The sequence below is a fragment of the Pseudomonas sp. P8_241 genome, assembly GCF_034008315.1.
GTDB lineage: Bacteria > Pseudomonadota > Gammaproteobacteria > Pseudomonadales > Pseudomonadaceae > Aquipseudomonas.
Window position 1 is genome coordinate 2,058,023 of the sequence record NZ_CP125377.1, and the last position, 21,309, is coordinate 2,079,331.

At 59.3% G+C, this 21,309-nt stretch carries 24 protein-coding genes and 1 riboswitch; of the genes, 20 read left to right on the top strand and 4 right to left on the bottom strand.

Annotation, left to right across the window (positions count from 1 at the left end; translation table 11 throughout):
- The first annotated feature begins 17 nt into the window (after positions 1–17).
- The 5 genes from QMK58_RS09390 (at position 18) to QMK58_RS09410 (ending at position 4,219) form a co-directional block, all read left to right on the top strand.
- Positions 18–1,085: an AI-2E family transporter gene (locus tag QMK58_RS09390; protein ID WP_053156864.1), complete on the top strand. Its 1,068-nt coding sequence runs from the start codon at positions 18–20 to the stop codon at positions 1,083–1,085.
- A gap of 183 nt (positions 1,086–1,268) precedes the next feature.
- Positions 1,269–1,973 carry a DnaA regulatory inactivator Hda gene (gene hda / locus QMK58_RS09395; RefSeq protein WP_038979708.1) on the top strand — a complete coding sequence of 235 codons (705 nt, stop codon included), beginning with the start codon at positions 1,269–1,271 and terminating at the stop codon, positions 1,971–1,973.
- Between the two features lie 223 nt (positions 1,974–2,196).
- Positions 2,197–2,844, top strand: a complete 648-nt coding sequence (locus tag QMK58_RS09400; protein WP_053156867.1) for a C40 family peptidase — start codon at positions 2,197–2,199, stop codon at positions 2,842–2,844.
- A 166-nt stretch (positions 2,845–3,010) separates the two neighbouring features.
- The gene (locus QMK58_RS09405; RefSeq protein WP_053156870.1) at positions 3,011–3,547 is read left to right on the top strand and encodes a C40 family peptidase; all 537 of its coding nucleotides are present in this window, start codon (positions 3,011–3,013) and stop codon (positions 3,545–3,547) included.
- 18 nt (positions 3,548–3,565) lie between these two features.
- Positions 3,566–4,219 (top strand): O-methyltransferase, encoded by a 654-nt coding sequence (locus tag QMK58_RS09410; RefSeq protein WP_320396180.1) that lies wholly within the window; start codon positions 3,566–3,568, stop codon positions 4,217–4,219.
- A gap of 92 nt (positions 4,220–4,311) precedes the next feature.
- Here QMK58_RS09410 and QMK58_RS09415 read toward each other — a convergent pair whose 3' ends face one another.
- Positions 4,312–5,625, bottom strand: a complete 1,314-nt coding sequence (locus QMK58_RS09415; RefSeq protein WP_053156876.1) for a PQQ-dependent sugar dehydrogenase — start codon at positions 5,623–5,625, stop codon at positions 4,312–4,314.
- Between the two features lie 137 nt (positions 5,626–5,762).
- Positions 5,763–5,997: riboswitch (cobalamin riboswitch) on the top strand.
- Positions 5,998–6,078: 81 nt separating this feature from the next.
- Between QMK58_RS09415 and cobO the strand changes: the two genes are divergently transcribed.
- From cobO to QMK58_RS09485, 14 genes are all read left to right on the top strand, one after another.
- Positions 6,079–6,690 carry a cob(I)yrinic acid a,c-diamide adenosyltransferase gene (gene cobO, locus QMK58_RS09420; RefSeq protein ID WP_053156879.1) on the top strand — a complete coding sequence of 204 codons (612 nt, stop codon included), beginning with the start codon at positions 6,079–6,081 and terminating at the stop codon, positions 6,688–6,690.
- The gene (locus QMK58_RS09425) at positions 6,687–8,069 is read left to right on the top strand and encodes a cobyrinate a,c-diamide synthase (protein WP_053156881.1); all 1,383 of its coding nucleotides are present in this window, start codon (positions 6,687–6,689) and stop codon (positions 8,067–8,069) included. The genes cobO and QMK58_RS09425 overlap by 4 nt, the downstream gene beginning before the upstream one ends.
- Positions 8,066–8,716: a 5,6-dimethylbenzimidazole synthase gene (gene bluB, locus QMK58_RS09430; RefSeq protein WP_053156885.1), complete on the top strand. Its 651-nt coding sequence runs from the start codon at positions 8,066–8,068 to the stop codon at positions 8,714–8,716. The genes QMK58_RS09425 and bluB overlap by 4 nt, the downstream gene beginning before the upstream one ends.
- Positions 8,713–9,621: an adenosylcobinamide-phosphate synthase CbiB gene (cbiB, locus tag QMK58_RS09435; protein WP_053156888.1), complete on the top strand. Its 909-nt coding sequence runs from the start codon at positions 8,713–8,715 to the stop codon at positions 9,619–9,621. The genes bluB and cbiB overlap by 4 nt, the downstream gene beginning before the upstream one ends.
- Positions 9,614–10,606 (top strand): threonine-phosphate decarboxylase CobD, encoded by a 993-nt coding sequence (cobD, locus tag QMK58_RS09440; protein ID WP_053156891.1) that lies wholly within the window; start codon positions 9,614–9,616, stop codon positions 10,604–10,606. Before cbiB ends, cobD begins: the two co-directional genes overlap by 8 nt.
- On the top strand, positions 10,603–12,054 hold the full coding sequence (locus tag QMK58_RS09445) for a cobyric acid synthase (RefSeq protein ID WP_320396181.1): 1,452 nt from the start codon (positions 10,603–10,605) through the stop codon (positions 12,052–12,054). The genes cobD and QMK58_RS09445 overlap by 4 nt, the downstream gene beginning before the upstream one ends.
- Before the next feature lie 122 nt (positions 12,055–12,176).
- A complete protein-coding gene (cobU, locus tag QMK58_RS09450) occupies positions 12,177–12,698 on the top strand; it encodes a bifunctional adenosylcobinamide kinase/adenosylcobinamide-phosphate guanylyltransferase (RefSeq protein WP_320396182.1) in 522 nt (173 codons plus the stop codon).
- Positions 12,695–13,750 carry a nicotinate-nucleotide--dimethylbenzimidazole phosphoribosyltransferase gene (gene cobT / locus QMK58_RS09455; protein WP_053156896.1) on the top strand — a complete coding sequence of 352 codons (1,056 nt, stop codon included), beginning with the start codon at positions 12,695–12,697 and terminating at the stop codon, positions 13,748–13,750. Before cobU ends, cobT begins: the two co-directional genes overlap by 4 nt.
- Entirely contained in the window at positions 13,747–14,322 is a 576-nt protein-coding gene (gene cobC / locus QMK58_RS09460; RefSeq protein WP_053156899.1) for an alpha-ribazole phosphatase family protein, read from the top strand. Before cobT ends, cobC begins: the two co-directional genes overlap by 4 nt.
- 2 nt (positions 14,323–14,324) lie before the next feature.
- Positions 14,325–15,056 (top strand): adenosylcobinamide-GDP ribazoletransferase, encoded by a 732-nt coding sequence (locus QMK58_RS09465; RefSeq protein ID WP_053156902.1) that lies wholly within the window; start codon positions 14,325–14,327, stop codon positions 15,054–15,056.
- 54 nt (positions 15,057–15,110) lie between these two features.
- Entirely contained in the window at positions 15,111–15,515 is a 405-nt protein-coding gene (locus QMK58_RS09470; protein WP_053156905.1) for a MarR family winged helix-turn-helix transcriptional regulator, read from the top strand.
- Between the two features lie 52 nt (positions 15,516–15,567).
- Positions 15,568–16,776, top strand: a complete 1,209-nt coding sequence (locus tag QMK58_RS09475; protein WP_053156908.1) for an MFS transporter — start codon at positions 15,568–15,570, stop codon at positions 16,774–16,776.
- Complete coding sequence (locus tag QMK58_RS09480; RefSeq protein ID WP_256220596.1) at positions 16,773–16,895, top strand: hypothetical protein; 123 nt, start codon at positions 16,773–16,775, stop codon at positions 16,893–16,895. Before QMK58_RS09475 ends, QMK58_RS09480 begins: the two co-directional genes overlap by 4 nt.
- 56 nt (positions 16,896–16,951) lie before the next feature.
- The gene (locus QMK58_RS09485; protein ID WP_053156911.1) at positions 16,952–17,503 is read left to right on the top strand and encodes a glutathione peroxidase; all 552 of its coding nucleotides are present in this window, start codon (positions 16,952–16,954) and stop codon (positions 17,501–17,503) included.
- An 89-nt stretch (positions 17,504–17,592) separates the two neighbouring features.
- Here the strand turns inward: QMK58_RS09485 and QMK58_RS09490 are convergent, their stop codons facing one another.
- From QMK58_RS09490 to QMK58_RS09500, 3 genes are all read right to left on the bottom strand, one after another.
- On the bottom strand, positions 17,593–18,879 hold the full coding sequence (locus tag QMK58_RS09490) for an OmpP1/FadL family transporter (protein ID WP_053156914.1): 1,287 nt from the start codon (positions 18,877–18,879) through the stop codon (positions 17,593–17,595).
- 147 nt (positions 18,880–19,026) lie between these two features.
- Positions 19,027–19,509, bottom strand: coding sequence for a hypothetical protein (locus tag QMK58_RS09495; protein WP_034146385.1), 483 nt, complete (start codon positions 19,507–19,509; stop codon positions 19,027–19,029).
- Between the two features lie 273 nt (positions 19,510–19,782).
- Positions 19,783–20,007, bottom strand: a complete 225-nt coding sequence (locus QMK58_RS09500; RefSeq protein ID WP_007898912.1) for a hypothetical protein — start codon at positions 20,005–20,007, stop codon at positions 19,783–19,785.
- Between the two features lie 975 nt (positions 20,008–20,982).
- On the opposite strand from QMK58_RS09500, the gene QMK58_RS09505 reads away from it, so the two are divergent.
- Positions 20,983–21,306, top strand: a complete 324-nt coding sequence (locus tag QMK58_RS09505; RefSeq protein WP_082344436.1) for a hypothetical protein — start codon at positions 20,983–20,985, stop codon at positions 21,304–21,306.
- Positions 21,307–21,309: the final 3 nt, after the last annotated feature.

Genomic DNA, 21,309 nt, shown 5'->3' on the forward strand with positions numbered 1-21,309 from the left:
AGAAGCAGGAGTGGTACATGGCCGATTCTCGGCGTTGGTTCTGGCTGGGTGGGGTGGTCCTGCTTTGCGTGTTTGTCTGGTTGTTGCATCCGATTCTGACGCCGTTCCTGGTGGCGCTGCTGTTGGCCTATCTGTTCGATCCGCTGGTGGATCGCCTGGAGAGCGCCGGTCTTTCCCGGACCTGGGGCGTGATTACTGTGTTTGCAGTGTTCACCCTGATTTTTACTGCACTGCTATTGGTGCTGGTGCCAATGCTCGCCAGGCAGTTGTTCCGTTTGTATGAACTGGCGCCGCAAATGCTCGATTGGTTGCAGCACACCGCATTGCCATGGGCGCAATCGAAATTCGGCTTGTCAGACGGGTTCTGGAAGTTCGACAAGCTCAAGGCGGCGATCAGCGAGCACATGGGTCAGACCACTGACATTGTCGGCGTGGTGTTGAGCCAGGCGACGGCCTCGGGGCTGGCGTTGATAGGTTTGCTGGCGAACCTGGTGCTTATTCCGGTGGTGAGTTTTTACCTGTTGCGGGACTGGGACGTGATGATGGCCAAAATCCGCGGCCTGTTACCTCGCGATCGCGAGGAGCGTGCTGTGTCCCTGGCAGGCGAATGTCACGAAGTGCTCGGGGCGTTCGTACGCGGGCAATTGTTGGTCATGGTGGCGTTGGGCGTGATTTACGCGGCAGGCCTGATGCTGGTCGGCCTGGAGTTGGGATTGCTGATTGGTCTGATTGCCGGTCTGGCGGCAATCGTGCCGTATATGGGTTTCATCATCGGCATCGGAGCGGCATTGATCGCCGGCCTGTTTCAATTCGGCGGGGATTTGTATCCCATGCTGGGAATCGTAGCGGTCTTCATGATCGGTCAGGCGCTGGAGGGCATGGTGCTGACGCCGTTGCTGGTCGGCGACCGTATCGGTTTGCACCCAGTGGCAGTGATTTTTGCGATTCTGGCTGGCGGAGAGCTGTTCGGCTTTACCGGTGTGTTGCTGGCGCTACCGGTGGCGGCAGTGATCATGGTGCTGGTACGTCATGCCCATGATTTGTACAAGGACTCGGACATCTATGCCAATGGCGAGGAGCCTTGACGAGAAGATGAGTGGGTGGCGGTCGCACTGACCGCCGAACAAACTGTCATAAAACTGTAGCGTTAACGCAAACCTTTGATTTTGCTTATGGTCTGTCGCATTGTGCGTCCAGCGCCACGGGTATAAACTTCGCAAACTTTACACAGAGGCCACTAACGGTTCCTTTGGAACTGTTCAGTCAGCATGAAACCGATTCAGCTGCCCCTAGGTGTGCGTCTGCGTGATGACGCCACCTTTATCAACTATTACCCAGGCGCCAACGCCGCTGCACTCGGCTATGTCGAGCGGCTCTGCGAAGCCGACGCCGGCTGGACCGAAAGCCTGATCTACCTTTGGGGCAAGGACGGGGTAGGGCGTACGCACCTGCTGCAAGCGGCCTGTCTGCGTTTCGAGCAGTTGGGGGAGCGGGCGGTATACCTGCCGCTGGCCGAGCTGCTGGACCGTGGCATTGAAATTCTCGATAACCTCGAACAGTACGAACTGGTCTGCCTGGATGATTTACAGGCGGTCGCTGGCAAGGCGGACTGGGAAGAGGCGTTGTTCCATCTGTTCAATCGCTTGCGTGACAGCGGCCGACGTCTGCTGATTGCTGCGTCGACTTCACCCCGAGAGTTGCCGGTGAAACTGGCGGATCTCAAATCCCGCTTGACCCTGGCGTTGATCTTTCAGATGCGTCCCCTGTCCGATGAAGACAAATTGCGTGCACTGCAATTGCGTGCTTCCCGTCGCGGGCTGCATCTGACCGACGAAGTGGGGCATTTCATTTTGACCCGGGGCACTCGCAGCATGAGTGCACTTTTCGAACTGCTTGAGCGCCTCGATCAGGCCTCGCTTCAGGCTCAGCGCAAGCTGACCATCCCGTTTTTGAAAGAAACCCTGGGCTGGTAAACCCGCTAAAACCGAGAGGTTTAGCGGGTTTGGCATATTTAAGGCGCCAGAAAACACGCTTTCCTGTCGGGTCTCAGGCAGCGCGTTACATTCAAAATGGGCTTAAGCGCTTAGATGCTAACGAGAAACCGAGAAGTCACATAAAGATCGATTGAATTTGCAAATGAGGTTGATAGCGGGCATAGTCTCGGCTTCTTTACATCTATCAGCCACGGTCGTGCCCATGCTAAATCGCTTTGCACCCCTCGTGCCCCTCGCACTCGTTACCCTGTTGTTCGGTTGCGCTGCTCACACTCCAGTGAGTCAGCAAGCATCGCAACAGCAGGTCAAGAACTCCGCTACAACCCAGACTTCCGCTCTTTATCAGGAAACGCTGGAACAGGAAGAGAAGGCGAACGAAAAAGAACTCGCCGACTTCGCTGGTGGCAAGTCGTATCAATTGCCGGTTCTGGCAGACAGCATCCTTGAGCGTGGCATGTCCCTGATCGGTACCCGTTACCGTTTCGGCGGCACCTCTGAAGCCGGTTTCGATTGCAGTGGCTTCATCGGTTACCTGTTCCGCGAAGAAGCGGGCATGAACCTGCCGCGTTCCACTCGCGAAATGATCAACGTGGACGCCCCTCTGGTCTCGCGCAGCAAGCTTGAGCCGGGCGACCTGTTGTTCTTCGCTACCAACGGCCGTCGCGGTCGCGTCAGTCACGCCGGAATCTACCTCGGCGACAACCAGTTCATCCATTCGAGCAGCCGTCGTAGCGGTGGCGTGCGGATCGATAGCCTGGGGGACAGCTACTGGAGCAAGACCTTCATCGAAGCCAAACGAGCCCTGGCAATGGCACCAAACGCATCGCCAATCGTCACTGCGCGTAAATAAGCAGACATTTTGTAAGGTGAACTTAAAGTCTTACTTGAAGTTTGCCGGATAGCCGCTAAAATTCTGATCTACTAATGATGGCAAACCGCCTGCGTCACGCGCAGGCGGTTTTCTTTTCTGCGCTCCCCGCAGAAAAAAGCCGCAGCCAGATCAGGATGTTCTGCTTATGACGACGTCGGCCCGCCTCGCAATCATCTTCCTCGCAGCGCTGCTCAGCGCCTGCGCCAGTCGCACACCGCCGCCAGCGCCGGTGGTTCGCGCGCCCCTCGTATTCGGTCCATCCCAAGCTTTTTCGCCTGAAGCGGAAGACGTGCTGTTCCGCGCGCTCGGTCTTGTGGGCACACCTTATCGCTGGGGTGGCAACACGCCGGATTCGGGATTTGATTGCAGTGGTCTGATTGGCTACGTGTACCGTGACGTTGCCGGTATTTCCTTGCCGCGCACCACCCGCGAGATGATCACGATACAAGCGGCCAGTGTCGGTAAGGAGGGTCTGCAAACCGGTGACCTGATCTTCTTCGCCACCAATGGTGCTTCCCAGGTCAATCATGCCGGGATCTATGTTGGCGAGGGGCGCTTCGTCCATGCACCCGCCACCGGCGGTACTGTGAAGCTCGACAGTTTGTCCAAGGCTTATTGGCAGAAAGCCTACCTCAGCGCCAAGCGCGTTCTGCAGCCGGAGCATCTGGCGCGCAATCCATAATCGCCTGAGGTTGTGGACATGACCGCTCGCACGCTCAATCTCGACGATGGTTTGTACCAATACCTGCTCGATGTTTCCTTGCGCGAAACGCCGCTACTCAAGCGTTTGCGCGACGAAACCCAGGCAATGCCCATGGCGCGATGGCAAGTGGCACCGGAGCAAGGGCAGTTTCTCGCGCTGCTGGTGAAACTCACCGGCGCCAGGCATGTGCTGGAAATCGGCACTTTCACCGGTTACAGCGCCCTGTGCATGGCGGCGGCATTGCCGGATGACGGCTCACTGATCTGTTGCGACATTCCCGGCGATTACAATGCCACCGCCCGCCGTTACTGGCTCGAGGCAGGGCTGACCGGGCGAATCGACCTGCGTCTGGCGCCTGCGCTGGAGACGCTTGGCAAGCTGGGCCAGCCAGGTCAATTCGATCTGATTTTCATCGATGCCGACAAGGCCAACTATCCCGCCTACCTGGAGCATGCGCTGCGTCTGTTGCGGGTCGGTGGGCTGGCGGTGTTCGATAACACCCTGTGGAGTGGCCGAGTTCTCGAGGCAAATCCCGAGAGCGAAGACACCCGTGCGATCCAGGCGCTTAATCGAGCGTTGAAAGATGACTCGAGAGTGGATCTATCCCTGTTGCCGATAGGCGATGGATTGACACTCTGCCGTAAACGGTAGTCATCAGCAGGAAAGATCGCAGCCTTCGGCAGCGCCTACAGGACGTGCGCCAATCAATGTAGGAGCTGGCGAAGGCTGCGATCTTTTGCTGTCTATTTTGCAGTCGACACCCGCCAAATCTTGTTCCCTACATCGTCGGCCACCAACAAATCCCCCTGCTGATCAATCACCACGCCCACGGGTCGACCCATGGCCTTTTCCTCGTCATTGAGGAACCCGGAAAGGACATCAACCGGCTGCCCGGCCGGTTTGCCGGCATTGAATGGCACGAAAATCACTTTGTAACCACTGTGCGGCTTGCGGTTCCACGAGCCGTGCTGTCCGATGAAAGCACCTTGAGTGAACGGTGCTGGCAGTTTGCTGTTTTCGGCAAACGTCAGGCCCAGCGAGGCGGTGTGCGGGCCGACGGCATAGTCTGGCTTGAGAGCTTTGGCGACAAGATCCGGATTCTGCGGCTCGACGCGAATATCGATGTGTTGACCGTAGTAGCTGAACGGCCAGCCGTAGAACGCGCCGTCCTGCACCGAGGTGATGTAGTCCGGCACCAGGTCGCTGCCGATTTCATCGCGCTCGTTGACCGCGGTCCACAGCGCGCCACTTTGTGGTTCCCAGGCCATGCCGTTGGGATTACGCAAACCCGAAGCAAAAATCCGGTGGTTGCCGGTGGCGCGATCCACTTCCCAGATCGCGGCGCGTCCTTGCTCCTTGTCCATGCCATTTTCCGCGACGTTACTGTTGGAGCCCACGGTCACGTACAACTTGCTGCCATCCTTGCTGGCGATGACATTTTTGGTCCAGTGGTGATTTAGGGGGCCGCCCGGCAAGTCGACCACTTTGATCGGCGACGACTTGATCGTCATATCGCCGTTCTCATAGTGAAAACGCAGCAAGCGGTCCGTATCGGCCACGTACAGGTCGTTGCCGACCAGCGTCATGCCAAACGGTGAATTGAGATTTTCCAGAAACACGCTGCGGGTTTCCGCAATACCGTCGTGATCCTTGTCCCGCAGCAGGGTGATGCGATTCGGGCTCGGCACGCCGGCTCCGGCGCGGCCCATCACTTTTTTCATGACCCAGCCTTTGACGCCTTTGCCATCGTCGGGTTTGGGCGGGGCGTTGGTTTCGGCCACCAGCACGTCGCCGTTGGGCAATACATAGAGCCAGCGCGGGTGATCAAGGTCTTCGGCAAAAGCGGCTACTTGAGTGCCTGCGGCGGCGACGGGTTTGGCACCGGCAGGCCAGCCGATGGCGGGCGCGATGTTCACCGTCGGGACCAGGGTTTTATTGGGTTCGGGCAGTTGGGGCGAGGGGCCGGTGCCGTCGGATACTTGCAGCCTGGAGGTCTCGCCACAAGCGGTGAGCCCTCCAGCGAGGGCGATAACGAAAACGAACGGGGAGGTGCGCATGCTGATCGTCCCTATGAATGCCTTGTTCTAATCATAGAGAAGCGCTGCCTTTCGATGGTTCAACCTTCAGCCGTGGGCTTGCGATATTCCTGCCCGGCCGCCCGGCTTTAATTGACGCTCCATTCCCAACCCTCTAACCTTCGCGGCTTGTTTCAGGTGCTCTGTGGCTTGTGTCGACAGAGTGAAACAGGGAAGCCGGTGAATGAGTTCTTCAAAGGGTTGAAGGTCATGATCCCGGCGCTGCCCCCGCAACGGTAAATGAGTGAAGGCTGCGCCTTGAGCCACTGTATCGATATGTCGATATGGGAAGGCGCGCAGTCGGGTGCAAACCGCTCATGAGCCCGGAGACCGGCCTGATTCATCCAACGGCATCACGGTGGGCGATGCCAGGCTTGTTGCCTTCTATTCTTGTGCCTGCCCGCCGTTATTCCAGCCTCAACGGAGAGCTTCCCCATGACTGATACCCCCGAACGTGATGAGCGCCATCTGGCGCGCATGCAGCGCAAAAAAGCGGTGATCGATGAGCGCATCGCCAGTTCCCCGAATGAATGCGGCCTGTTGCTGGTGTTGACCGGCAACGGCAAGGGCAAGAGCAGTTCGGCGTTCGGCATGCTGGCGCGAGCCATGGGTCACGGCATGCAATGCGGCGTGGTGCAGTTCATCAAGGGGCGCAACAGCACGGGCGAAGAGTTGTTCTTCCGGCGTTTCCCGCAACAAGTGCGCTTCCACGTGATGGGCGAGGGTTTCACTTGGGAAACCCAGGATCGCCAGCGCGACATCGCCGCGGCCGAGGCTGCCTGGGAAGTGTCCCGCGAACTGCTGCGCGATCCGTCCATCGGCCTGGTGGTGCTGGATGAATTGAACATCGCCCTCAAACACGGCTATCTCGATCTCGATCAGGTGCTCAGCGATTTGCAGGCGCGGCCGCCGATGCAGCATGTGATCGTGACTGGTCGCGCCGCCAAGCCGGAAATGATCGAGATGGGCGACACCGTGACTGAAATGGGCATGCTCAAACACGCCTTCCAGGCTGGAATCAAAGCGCAAAAAGGCGTCGAGCTGTGAATCAACCTCGTCATTGCCCGGCGGTACTGATCGCCGCGCCGGCTTCCGGTCAGGGCAAGACCACTGTCACTGCCGCGCTCGCCCGTTTGCATCGCAATCAGGGGCGCAAGGTTCGTGTATTCAAATGCGGGCCAGACTTTCTCGATCCGATGATTCTCGAGCGCGCCAGCGGTGCGCCGGTTTATCAACTGGATATGTGGATGGTCGGCGAGCAGGAAAGCCGTCGTCTGCTGTGGGAAGCCGCCGGCGAAGCTGATCTTATTCTGATCGAAGGTGTCATGGGCCTGTTCGACGGTACACCGTCCAGCGCCGACCTGGCGCGGCACTTCGGTGTACCGGTGCTGGGGGTGATCGACGGCACCGCCATGGCTCAGACCTTCGGCGCACTGGCGTTGGGGCTGGCGCGGTATCAAACGGACCTGCCGTTTGCCGGGGTCCTGGCCAACCGTGTCGGCACGTTGCGTCATGCGCAGTTGCTTGAAGGCAGCCTGACTGAAGGGTTGCGCTGGTACGGCGCCTTGTCCCGGGAAACCGGGATCGAATTGCCGAGTCGGCACCTTGGCCTGGTGCAGGCCAGCGAGTTGAACGATCTCGATGTGCGCCTCGATGCGGCCGCCGATGCCTTGGCCAGCAGTTGCGAGGTGGCGCTGCCGCCCGCCGTGGCGTTCGCGGCGCCGGACGTTATTGACGTCGAACCGTTGCTGGCCGGTGTACGCATCGCCGTGGCTCGGGACGAAGCTTTTGCGTTCACCTACGGCGCGAGCCTGGACCTGTTGCGGGCGATGGGCGCCGAGTTGTCATTCTTCTCGCCGATCCGCGATAGCGTGTTGCCGGAGGTGGACAGTCTCTATCTGCCGGGCGGATATCCGGAGTTGCACCATGTTGCGCTGTCGAAAAACACCGCGATGCTTGACGCGATCCGCGCACACCACGGGGCAGGCAAGCCATTGCTTGCCGAGTGTGGCGGCATGCTTTATCTGCTCGATTCGTTGACCGATGTCGACGGTACTCGCGCTGAACTGGTTGGCTTGCTGGCCGGTGATGCCGTGATGCAAAAACGCCTTGCCGCGCTGGCGTTGCAAGCGGTCGAGCTGCCGGAAGGGTCGTTGCGCGGACACACGTATCATCACTCGCTGACCACCACTGAGTTGGTGCCGATTGCCCGGGGTTTGAGCCCGAATGGCGGTCGCGGAGCCGAGGCGGTTTATCGTGAGGGGCGGATGACCGCTTCTTATGTGCACTTTTATTTTCCGTCCAATCCCTCAGCGATTGCCGCGCTTTTTGCGCCCGACCTTCAGGACGCCTTCGCTGGCAAGCCAGCTCCTACAAGGGACCACCTCTATCCTGTAGGAGCTGGCTTGCCAGCGAAGCGGTCATGACTGACAACACCTTCTCTGAAACCGAACGCGCAGCCGTCTACCGTGCCATCGCCGAACGCCGCGACATGCGTCACTTCGGCGGCGGTACGGTCGAGCCGGAGCTGCTTCGACGTCTGCTCGAAGCCGCGCATCAGGCGCCGAGCGTAGGCCTGATGCAACCGTGGCGTTTCATCCGCATCAGCGATCGCGCCTTGCGCCGGCAGATTCAGCAACTGGTGGAAGAAGAGCGCATCCGCACCGCCCAAGCCCTCGGTGAGCGCAGCGACGAGTTCATGAAGCTCAAGGTCGAAGGTATCGACGATTGCGCCGAAGTGCTGGTCGCCGCGCTGACCGACGACCGCGAGCGGCATGTCTTCGGTCGTCGCACCTTGCCGGAAATGGACATGGCGTCGTTGTCCTGCGCGATCCAGAACCTCTGGCTGGCGTCCCGTGCCGAGGGATTGGGCATGGGCTGGGTGTCATTGTTCGAACCGCAAGCCCTGGCGGATCTGTTGAACTTGCCGCCCGGTGCGAAACCGCTGGCGGTGCTGTGCCTGGGGCCGGTCAAGGAATTCTATCCAGCGCCGATGCTGGTGCTCGAAGGCTGGGCGCAGGCGCGCCCGCTGAGTGAACTGTTGTACGAAAATTACTGGGGAGTGAGTCAATGAGTGTGGCGTTGTTGAGTGTCGCCGCGGTTGCGCTGGATGCGCTGCTGGGTGAACCCAAACGCTGGCATCCGCTGGTGGCGTTCGGCCGTTTTGCCGACCGCATCGAGCAACGTTTCAACAGTGGGGGGCGCGGCTGGCGCAGCCATGGCGTCACCGCGTGGATGATCGCTGTGGTGCCACTGACATTACTGGCTACGGCATTTTCCTGGGCGCCTTATGTTGGCTGGATCGTCGAGATACTCGCGCTCTATTGCGCGCTCGGCATGCGCAGCCTCGGCGAACACGTCGAGCCGGTAGCCAAAGCACTGCGCAGTGATGATCTTGAAGAAGCCCGCGCGCGTGTGGGCTATCTGGTCAGCCGCCAGACCAGCGATCTGGATAAAACCGAAGTCGCCCGCGCCGCCACCGAATCAGTGCTGGAAAACGGGAGCGACGCGGTGTTCGCTGCCTTGTTCTGGTTTGCCGTGGCCGGTGTGCCGGGGGTGGTGCTCTACCGTTTGAGCAACACGCTGGATGCGATGTGGGGCTATCGTAATGAGCGCTTTGAGCGTTTTGGCTGGGCGGCGGCGAAGATTGACGACGTCCTCAATTACATTCCGGCAAGGCTGGTGGCAATGACTTACGCGTTGCTGGGTAAAACCCGCCTGTCGCTGAAATGCTGGCGTACGCAAGGCCCGACCTGGGACAGCCCGAATGCCGGTCCGGTGATGGCGGCGGGGGCGGGAGCGCTGGGAGTCGAATTGGGCGGGGCGGCGATTTATCACGGTGAACTGCATCAGCGTCCTCAGCTGGGCGAAGGTCCGCCGGCGGATGCCGACTCCATTGACCGGGGCTGGCAATTGGTCCAGCGCGGGGTATGGTTATGGCTGCTGATTCTCTGCATAGGGGCTGAATTTTATGCTTGAGCACGGTGGAAGGCTGCGCAAGGCCGCGCTCGAATATGGCATAGACGAATCCGAATGGCTGGACCTGTCGACCGGTCTGGCGCCCTGGCCGTTTCCTGTACCGGACATTCCGTTGCGCTCCTGGGCGCGTCTACCGGAAGCCGACGACGGGCTGGAGCAGGCTGCGTGTGATTACTACGGCACGTTACAGGCACTGCCGGTGGCCGGTTCGCAAATGGCCATTCAACTGCTGCCGCGCCTGCGTCGCGCCGGCAAGGTCGGCGTGCTGTCGCCTTGTTATGCCGAACATGCCGAAGCGTGGCGCCGCAATGGTTACATCGTGCGCGAAGTGGTGGAGCAGGAAGTCGACTTCTTCATTGACAGCCTCGACGTGCTGGTGGTGGTCAATCCAAACAATCCCACGGGTTTGAATCTGACACCGGGGCGTTTGCTGGACTGGCACGCGCGGCTGGCCCAGCGCGGCGGGTGGCTGGTGGTGGATGAAGCGTTCATGGACAACACGCCGCAGCTGAGTCTGGCGCCGTTTGCCCATCAGGTGGGATTGATCGTGCTGCGTTCGTTCGGCAAGTTCTTCGGCCTGGCCGGGGTGCGATTGGGTTTCGTGCTGGCGGAGCGCAAGTTGCTCAAGCTGCTCGCCGAACAAGTGGGGCCTTGGGCGGTGAGCGGGCCGACGCGGATAGTCGGGCAGGCATGCTTGCGTGATACCGAAGGCCATGTGCGCCAGCGAGCACGCGCTGAAAAGGCCAGAGAGCGCCTCGCTTCGTTGCTGGAACAACACGGTTTCAAGGCTCAGGGCGGCTGCGCCTTGTTCCAGTGGCTGATCACTGATCAAGCCCAGGCCCTTCACGAATTCATGGCCAGGCGCGGCATTCTGCTGCGCCTGTTCACTCACAACAGCAGCCTGCGTTTCGGCTTGCCGGGCGACGAATCCGATTGGACTCGCCTGGCTGCGGCATTCGAAGCGTTCGCCAAGGAAACTGCATGACCACGTTGATGGTGCAGGGCACCACCTCGGATGCCGGCAAGAGTACGCTGGTAACCGCACTGTGCCGCTGGGTTACGCGTCAGGGTGTCAGTGTCGTTCCGTTCAAGCCACAGAACATGGCGCTCAACAGTGCGGTGACCGCTGACGGTGGCGAGATTGGTCGTGCGCAAGCGGTGCAGGCCCAGGCGGCTAATCTTGAGCCACACACCGACATGAACCCGGTGCTGCTCAAGCCGAACAGCGACACCGGCGCGCAGGTGATTATTCATGGTCGCGCTGTCACAAGCATGAATGCCGTCGCCTATCACGACTACAAGACCATCGCCATGCAAGCGGTGCTGGCGTCCCACGAACGCTTGAGGACGGTGTATCCGGTGGTGATGGTCGAAGGCGCGGGCTCGCCAGCCGAAATCAATCTGAGGGCCGGCGACATCGCCAACATGGGCTTTGCCGAAGCGGTGGATTGCCCGGTGGTGCTGATTGCCGACATCAATCGTGGTGGCGTGTTCGCGCATCTGGTAGGCACCCTTGAACTTTTGTCGCCGAGCGAGCAGGGGCGAATCAAAGGTTTCATCATCAACCGTTTTCGTGGCGACATTGCCTTGCTGCAACCGGGTCTCGACTGGCTGGAAGAACGCACCGGCAAACCGGTGATCGGCGTTCTGCCCTACGTGATGGACCTGCACCTGGAAGCTGAGGATGGCATTGACCAGCGCCAGACCGACAAGGCCGAGCAAGTGTTGAAAGTGGTGGTGCCGGTGTTGCCGCGCATCAGCAATCACACCGATTTCGATCCGTTGCGCCTGCATCCGCAAGTCGATCTGCAATTCATCGGTCCGGGCCAGGCAATGCCACCGGCCGATCTGATCATTCTTCCCGGATCGAAAAGCGTACGCAGCGATCTCGCGTTTTTGCGGGCCAATGGCTGGGAAAACGCCATCGCCCGACATCTGCGTTACGGCGGCAAGGTGCTGGGGATTTGCGGTGGCCTGCAAATGCTCGGTGAGCAAGTGCACGACCCGCTGGGCCTGGAAGGCGCGCCGGGTTCCAGTGCCGGTTTGGGATTGCTGGCGTTTGAAACGGTGCTCGAAGAACACAAGCAGCTGCGCAATGTACGCGGTCGCCTGGCGCTGGAAGATGCGCCGGTCTCGGGTTATGAAATTCATGCAGGCGTGACCACCGGGCCGGCGCTGGAAAATGCGGGGGTATTGCTCGATGACGGGCGTTGCGACGGTGCGCAAAGTCTCGATGGGCAGATTTTCGGCACTTACCTGCACGGCCTGTTCGAGTCACCGGCGGCGTGCAGCGCGCTGCTGCGTTGGGCCGGTTTGCAGGATGTGCAGGAGGTGGATTACCACGGCTTGCGTGAACGGGATATCGAGCGGCTGGCGGATCTGGTGGAGAAGCATCTGGATACCGACTTGCTGCGTCAGCTCTGCGGGATTTGAGATGCCTTCAGGACCTCCTCGCGGGTAAACCCGCTCCCACAGAGAGCACCTCGAACCCTATAGGAGCGGGCTTGCCCGCGAAGAGGCCAGTCGCCTCAACAATGATTTTTCAGGACGGCACCATGCTCCAACTGATCCTCGGCGGCGCTCGCTCCGGCAAAAGTCGTCTAGCTGAAAAGCTCGCCATCGACAGCAATCTGGCCGTGACGTACATCGCCACCAGCCAGCCGCTGGACGGTGAAATGAATCAACGTGTGGCCCATCACCGCGCCCGTCGCCCTGTCGAATGGGCATTGATCGAAGAGCCGCTGGATCTGGCCCGGGTGCTGCACGAAAACGCGAGCGCCGAACGCTGTCTGCTAGTGGATTGCCTGACGTTGTGGCTGACCAATCTACTGATGCAGGACGATGCGCAGCGTTTGATCGCCGAGCGCGACGCTTTGCTGGACTGCCTGACGTCGTTGCCGGGTGAAATCATTTTTGTCAGCAACGAAACCGGAATGGGTGTCGTGCCGCTGGGCGAATTGACTCGCCGCTATGTCGATGAAGCCGGTTGGCTGCATCAAGCCCTGGCCGAGCGCTGTGACCGCGTCATCCTGACCGTCGCCGGCCTGCCTCTGACTTTGAAAGGAACTGCGTTATGACCCAAACCTGGTGGCTCAATCCGTGCACGCCCATTGACGCCCAAGTGATGGAACAGGCGCAGGCCCGGCAGCAGCAACTGACCAAACCGGCCGGTTCCCTCGGTCAGCTGGAGTCGGTGGCGATTCAGTTGGCGGGTTTGCAGAGACAGGTCAAGCCGAGTCTGGATCAGCTGTGGATTGCGATTTTTGCCGGTGACCATGGCGTCGTTGCCGAAGGGGTGTCGGCGTTTCCCCAGGAAGTCACCGGGCAAATGCTGCACAATTTTGTCGGCGGTGGGGCGGCGATCAGCGTTTTGGCGCGGCAGTTGGGCGCGTCGCTCGAGGTGATCGATCTCGGGACAATCACGCCTTCATTGAATCTGCCGGGAGTGCGGCACTTGAACATCGGCCCGGGCACGGCGAATTTTGTGCAGGGTTCGGCGATGACCGTGACTCAGGGTGAACTTGCTCTGCAGGCCGGGCGCGACAGTGCGCAACGGGCCAAAGCGACAGGCGCGCAGCTTTTTATCGGCGGCGAAATGGGCATCGGCAACACCACGGCCGCCAGTGCACTGGCGTGTGCGTTGCTCGATTGCCCGGTGACGCATTTGACCGGGCCGGGAACCGGGTTGAATGCAGCCGGTGTCAGCCATAAGGCGCACGTCATCGAGCAGGCCTTGGCGTTGCATGGCGCGCAGCGTGGCGATGCGTTGCAGACGCTTTTCAACCTGGGTGGTTTTGAGATTGCCGCGCTGGTGGGCGCTTATCTGGCATGTGCCCAGGAAGGTATCGCGGTGCTGGTGGACGGTTTCATTTGCAGCGTCGCGGCGTTGGTGGCGGTGCGCTTGAATCCGGAATGTCGCCAGTGGCTGTTGTTCGGTCATCGTGGTGCGGAACCGGGGCATCGGCATGTTCTGGAAACCCTGCAGGCTGAGCCGCTGCTCGACCTCGGCCTGCGTCTGGGCGAAGGCAGCGGCGCAGCGCTCGCGGTGCCGCTGTTGCGCCTGGCGTGCGACCTGCACGGGCAGATGGCGACCTTTGCCGAAGCAGCTGTGGCGGATCGTCCAGCATGACCCTGCGCCTGGACCTGCTGCGGCATGGCGAAACCGAACTCGGCGGCGGCCTGCGCGGCAGTCTCGATGACGCCCTGACCGAAAAGGGCTGGACGCAGATGCGTGCAGCGGTGGTCGCGCAGGGCCCTTGGGATCGCTTGATCAGTTCACCGTTGCAGCGTTGTGCGCGATTCGCGCAAGAACTCGGTGCGCAGTTGGCGGTGCCGGTCGAGCTGTACAAAGATCTGCAAGAGCTGCACTTCGGCGACTGGGAAGGGCAAAGCGCTGCGGCGTTGATGGAAACCGATGCTGAGGGCCTGGGCCGGTTCTGGGCTGATCCTTACGCGTTCACACCGCCTCGGGGTGAACCTGTTGCTGATTTTTCCGCGCGAGTGCTCACGGCGGTGGAGCGGTTGCACGCTTCGTGCGCCGGCGAGCGGGTGCTGCTGATCAGCCATGGCGGTGTCATGCGGTTATTGCTGGCTCAGGCCCGGGGCTTGCCTCGTGAGCAGTTGCTCAGTGTTGAAGTCGGGCATGGCGCATTGTTCTCGCTGGCGGTGACGTCCCGCGGCTTGCTGGAAGAAAGAGTCTGACCATGTTGCCGTTCTGGATCGCCCTGCAATTTCTCAGTAGCCTGCCGATTCGCCTTCCTGGTATGCCCGAGCCTGAACAATTGGGTCGATCCCTGTTGTTTTACCCGCTGGTCGGTCTGCTCTTCGGTGCGTTTCTGTGGGCGGTGAACGGGCTGCTGCTCGGCACGCCGCTGTTACTGCATGGGGCTTTGTTACTCACCGTTTGGGTGTTGCTCAGCGGTGCGCTGCATCTGGACGGCCTGGCCGATAGCGCCGATGCATGGCTGGGTGGTTTCGGCGACCGAGAGCGCACCTTGATCATCATGAAAGACCCCCGTAGCGGGCCGATCGCCGTGGTCACGCTGGTGTTGGTATTGCTGCTGAAATTCGCAGCGCTACTGGCGTTGATCGAACAGCAGCAGACGTTGGCGTTGCTGATTGTTCCGTTGATCGGTCGCAGTGCCTTGCTGGGCGTGTTCCTGACGACGCCTTACGTGCGTCCTGGTGGTCTGGGGCAGGCGCTGGCGGATCATCTGCCGCGCTCCGCAGGCAAGCAGGTGTTGGCACTTAGCGCAGTGGTATGCGTGGTGATCGCCGGATTGAACGGCGTTGTGGCGGTGGTGCTGGCGATATTGGGTTTTGTCTGGCTGCGCCAAATAATGCTGCGACGACTGGGCGGTACGACCGGTGACACGGCTGGCGCAATGCTGGAGTTGCTGGAAGTTGCAGTGCTGGTAGGCTTAGCCCTGGCTTGATAATTTTGCAATCTGTAACTTGATTTAACCCACTCGCGGGTATATACACGCACCATGCTCGATTCCCAATGTTTATGCATCAATCTGCGTCGCGCCGCTCGTGGCGTCAGCAGGCACTACGACGGCGCTCTCGATGGCTTCGGGATCAACGTTGCGCAGTATTCTTTGCTGTGCAATCTGCAACGCCTGAATCAGCCGAGTATTTCCGTGCTGGCCGAGGCAATGGGGCTGGATCGCAGCACCCTGGGACGTAATTTGCGCGTTCTGGAAGGCGAAGGCCTGGTGACGCTGGTCGAAGGCGAGGACATGCGCAATCGTATCGTCGTGTTGACCCAAGCGGGTGCCGATCGGTTGAAAGCAGCCTTGCCAGCGTGGGAAGCGGCGCAACAGCGTTTAATTGATCGCTTGGGTGTCGAGAAGCAGGAAATTTTGCTGAAACTGTTGGATGAACTGGCTTGATGCCGGTTTTTTCCGATCTTAAGCGGGTATATACCCGCTACCGGAGAACAAGATGACATCGATGTGGCGTACGTGCGGTTGGGTTTTGTTGGGAAGTGCGCTGATCCTTGCGTTGTCACTGGGTGTGCGACACGGTTTCGGGCTTTTTCTGGCGCCCATGAGCGCCGAGTTCGGCTGGGGGCGTGAGGTCTTTGCCTTTGCCATCGCCTTGCAGAATCTGATATGGGGCCTGGCACAACCGTTTACCGGTGCGCTCGCCGACCGCTTCGGTGCGGCGAAAGTCGTGCTGATCGGGGGCGTCCTGTACGCGGCAGGGTTGATTTGCATGGGACTTTCCGACTCACCGGCGACCCTGTCCCTGAGTGCAGGCCTGCTGATCGGGATTGGCCTGTCCGGCACCTCGTTCTCGGTGATTCTGGGTGTGGTCGGCCGTGCGGTGCCGCCGGAAAAACGCAGCATGGGCATGGGGATTGCCAGTGCTGCCGGCTCGTTCGGCCAGTTCGCCATGCTGCCCGGTACCTTGGGTTTGATCGGTTGGCTGGGTTGGTCGGCCGCGTTGCTGGCGCTGGGTCTGCTGGTAGCGTTGATCGTGCCGCTGGTGACGATGCTCAAGGACAAACCTCTGCCAGTGCTGGGGCATGAACAAACCCTGGGTGAAGCGTTGCGTGAAGCCTGTTCCCATTCGGGTTTCTGGTTGCTGGCGTTCGGCTTCTTTGTGTGCGGCTTTCAAGTCGTGTTTATCGGTGTGCACCTGCCGGCCTATCTCGTGGATCAACATTTGCCGGCCACGGTTGGGACGACGGTGCTGGCACTGATCGGCCTGTTCAATATTTTCGGAACCTACACTGCCGGCTGGCTGGGCGGACGCATGTCCAAACCGCGTTTGCTCACGGGGTTGTATCTGTTGCGGGCAGTGGTCATCGCACTGTTCCTGTGGGCGCCGGTGACGACCACTAGCGCGTATCTGTTCGGTATGGCCATGGGGTTCCTGTGGTTGTCGACGGTGCCGTTGACCAACGGTACGGTCGCCACCTTGTTTGGCGTGCGGAACCTGTCCATGCTCGGTGGGATTGTTTTCCTGTTTCACCAGCTCGGCTCGTTCCTCGGCGGCTGGTTGGGCGGGGTGGTGTACGACCGCACAGGGAGCTATGACTTGATCTGGCAGGTGGCGATTCTCTTGAGTCTCGTTGCCGCTGCGCTGAATTGGCCGGTGCGTGAGCGTCCGGTGGAGCGTCTTCAAACCAGTATGAGTGCGACATGAACAGTCTTTGGCCACGGATCACGATTTTTGCTGTTGGCGCGATGCTGCTCGCCGCCGTGTGGTGGGGCTGGCAGCAGGGCGGGTTGGCCTTGATGCAGTTGGGTATGGGGACTTGCTAGCGGGATGTGGGGGCGAGTAACGTCCAACCCTGACGACTTTTCAAGGATATCCCGATATGCCGATACGCTGGCTGGCAGTTCCCGCGTTACTGATCGCGTTTACCGGGTGGGCTCAAGCGGCAGGATGTCCGGATCTGTTGCAAGGCTCGTTACCGAAGCTGCGGGCCAAGGAAACGATCGACCTGTGCGAGCGCTTCGCCGGCAAGCCGCTGGTGGTGGTCAATACCGCGAGCTTCTGTGGCTTTGCTCCGCAATTCAAAAGCCTGGAGGCACTGAATCAGCGTTTCAAGGATCAAGGCCTGGAAGTGATCGGCGTGCCGTCCAATGATTTCAAGCAGGAATCCGGGGATGGAGCCGAAACCGCCAAGGTCTGCTACGTGAATTACGGCGTGACCTTCACCATGACCGAGCCGCAGAAGGTTCGTGGCGACGAGGCGACGCACCTGTTCAAAGTGCTTGCCGAACAGAGCAGTGCGCCGAAGTGGAATTTCTATAAGTACGTGGTCGATCGCCAGGGTAAGGTTATCGCCAGCTTCTCCAGCCTGACCAAGCCGGATGATCCCGAGTTCATCGCGGCGGTGGAGAAAGCCCTGGCGTCGAAACCTTGATAAACGCCCACTAAAAAGCCCCGCCTCTTTACAAGAGAGCGGGGCTTTTTTGATGCTGTCGGCGAGCGGTTCAGGCTCGCCGGCAATCATCAGAAGCGGTAGGTCGCACCGACACCAAAACCGTTTGCACTGTTTTCGTACTTCGCGTTGTAGGACTGACCCAAAGCGTTGGAGCGTTTGACAGTGACATCTTCTTCCTGAAGGTAGGAGTAAGCCACATCAATGGTCCAGTCGTCGGTTGGGCTGAAGCCAGCACCGATGCTGAAGATCGTCCGGTCGCCAGTAGGAATGCGTGGCGAGCGATCAGTGTTGTTGGTGGGCGACTGGTCAAAGGTCAGACCGGTACGCAGTACCCACTGCTTGTTCAACTGGTAGGAAGTACCCACGGCGTAGGCCCAGGTGTCATGCCAGTTCTGGTCTTCCTTGATGGAGCCCACGATTTGTGGGGCGAGGGCACCACCGCCAGCGGCGGTTACACCTTCGTTGTTGACCGTGATGTCTTTCAGGCGGCTCCAGCGAGTCCAGGTGGCACCGGCATAGAGCTTCCAGGCCTCATTGATATCTTGAGTCATGGAAAGGTCCCAGGACTCAGGTGTATCGATCTTCAGCGAGGCATCGTAACGGTTGCTTCTGAGTAACTGTGGTGGCACGTTGGTGCCGGCCGTCACTTCGGTGTGGCCATCGAGCTCGTACTTCACTTTCGAGTGATAGGTCAGACCCAGGCGCGTGGTGTCGGTGGCTTGCACCAGGATACCGGCGTTGAAGCCCCAGGCCGTATCGTCGCCCTTGATCTGGATATTGTTGTCGCCAGTCCCGCGGACAGGGAGAGCAATGTCCGATTCCAGGGTGCCGGAGATCCGGTTGATGGTAGGGCCGAAACCAATCGATACTTTATCGTTGAACGCGTAGCTGACGGTTGGCTGGAAAGTGATGACTTTGACTTCGCTCTTGCTGCCGAAAGCACGGCCCTGAAAGCCGCTTTCGTAGTCGGTGACCAGCCCGAACGGAGCATAGACACCAAAGCCGACAGCCCATTCATCGTTGAGTTTATTGGTGTAGAAACCCATCGGTACTGCGGTGAACGGAACCATGTCGCCTTTGTTGGTCCCGGTTGAGCGACCGCTGGTATCGCTGATGTCGGTCGAGGCGTCGATCGCTGCAATACCGCCAGTGATTTGCTGGCCATTGAGGCGGGCCATACCGGCAGGGTTGCCAAATACTGTACTTGCATCGTCGGCAGATGAAGAGCGCCCTGCAAAACCAGTCCCCATTGCGCTGATGCTCTGCTCGTTAAGGGCAAAGCCACTCGCAAAGATCTGGGTGGATGCCATGGCAACGGCGAGGCTAATGGTGGATTTGAGCATTACTTTTTTCATTATTAGAACTCCTGGTGATCACCGGGGCGAAAATTACCAACATTTTCGTCCCAGCGCCATAGGCTGTAATGCTTGATTTAGAGCGGTTTTGTAGGACAATCCGACCAAAATGCCGACGCGTTGCGCGATCTTTGGATACAAATTTTTTCAGCAGGCGACCTGATTCAGGGGTGAAACACAGGTTTGCCATGCGCAGGTGAAATCACGCAGACGACCCTGGGGATGAAATGTCTGGCGCCAAATTCTGGCCATACCCAACAAGTCATCAGCTTCGGGAAGGGGAGTGTTTTGTTCTTCCACCAGCAGCCAGGCGATGGCAGTGGCGTAACGCAGGTTGACGGTCAATTCGAGGTGCGGGCCGCTCAGAAAGGCGTGTTGGCTGGCCAGCCCGCGGACCAGGCTTGCGCGCTCCGGGTCCAGCGCCAGGTAGTGATCCCAGAGAGCCTGGTGGCGGGGCTCGGCGATTCGGTACAGGCCGTGACCACGGCGGTCATGCAGGGCGGATCCAAGGGCAGACTGACTGGCGGCGATGCCCAGCAGCAGGGATTCGGCAGTAGCGCTATGACGTCCCAGGTAGATCAGGGTAGGACGAATGACATAACGGCACAGTTCGCTGGCAGCGATACCCATAAAACCCTCGAAACCTTAAATGGGCGGCGAAACCTGAAGGGGCTTTGGCAGCAGTGAATCTACTCAGGATCGCCGCAAGCGGGTCAAGCCGCTTGAGTTGAAGTGTAGTGTCATATTCGCGCCGTAAAGTTCTGTTTTTAAAATATTTCTGGCTGCCAGTTATAATCGTTATACCGGTTTGTACTTAGCCTGAACCCTGTCAATGGGAAATATCGGGCAATAAAAAAGCCCCGCTTTTTATTAGCGGGGCCTTTGGCTATCAGCGTTCTGGTATCAGGCAACCAGTGCCTGACGGGTACGCTCGATTACGGCCTGCAGCGGCTCGGCGCTGGAGTATTGATCGGGGTACAGGCGCTCGCTGTGGCGGGCGATGCCGTGTTCGTTCACCAGAGTGAAACTGAAGCAGCCTTTGCGAGCGGCCATGATCAGGCAGTTCATTGGTGCAAAAGCATTGGTTAGGGTGCGGATGGCATCCTGTGTATGGATTTGAGTAGACATTGTTGGGTGTTCCTGCAAATGACACGGATAAGAACCGTGCAACGTTAAAACGTTCCAGTAACGTCGACCACCATTGGTCGAACGAAGAACCCGACTGGAACAAAGCAGCCAGTTTGAAGCGCTATGAATTTTTGCGCGCTTGGGCCGGCAGGTAGGTACTTAGGAGGGCAGGCAACACATCAAGGGCAAAGGTTCTGGGCCCGGGGTGAAGATCCTGATCAATTTGCAGGTTGGTTCGGTCAGAGTAATAGCGCTTGGCAACACCCTTTGCTTTCGATTCAAAGGAAGTGTTGGCGCAAGATATACCTGGAAACCATCGAGGTGGCCGATCCCGCTTGTTCGGTGAAAGCTTCCATGGAGAAGGCTGACCGGGGGGATTTGTTCGACCAGAATTGACTTTCAGCTTGGTACTAACGCCGCGGATACTAACGGATTGAACCGGAGAAGGGAAGTGTGTTAGCAAAAAAGAGTCGCAGATGACTTCAGGGCAGGCCTTTGTACCCTGCCAGCGAGCGGTCAAGGCCCCCGGAAACTCTACGAAATCCGACTGCCGGTAACCGAAGCTGTAACATGGGAATCCGCAGATACAGGCATTTATCCCCAGGTCTGGCGTCAAAATGCGCCGAAAAAGTGCATCGATATAACCGTCGCAAAGGCACTTGTGCACATTAGTTGCGCAGTTTGTCACTGTGCTGTCATCTCACGTTCAAGCAGCATGGCTGCCTGTATCCAAAATTTAAGTCAATGAAAAACATCGCTTTTTTTTACTGGTGAAAAAATCGTCAGTTTGACTGCAAGCCCCATTCCACAGGGCTTTGCGGGAGTTCACGGGTGGTTGTCCACTGAGTTATCCACAGCTTCTGTGGATTGTCCCGAGCGCTTGCTCTAGCACGGGCGTGCCGGGTTATTTTCAGCTTTACCTGTAAGAAAAAGAGAGTAAAGTTGCGCGCCTTCCGATCTACCCCACAGTGCTTTATGAAGTTTCGTTCAACCTCTGATTCCACATCCTCCGCACCTCCTTCTGGTCCTCCTACCAAACGCTTCTCGATGCGGGTAGCCGAGTGGCTTTTGGACAGCCCGCGGCTGGGTGAAAACACTAACGTCAAACACATCGCCGGGCGTTTGCTCAAGCAGCCGGCTCGTGAAGGCGTCGTGGCCGCGCAAAGCCGCCTCGGCCAGTTGATGTGCCGTGAATGTGGAAATGCCCGGGACCGCCGGATCGGCCAGGACCTTCTGCGTCAGGCCGCTCGGGCAGGCGATCGGCGTGCTCAACAGGAACTGGGGCTGATTGAAGACTGAGCT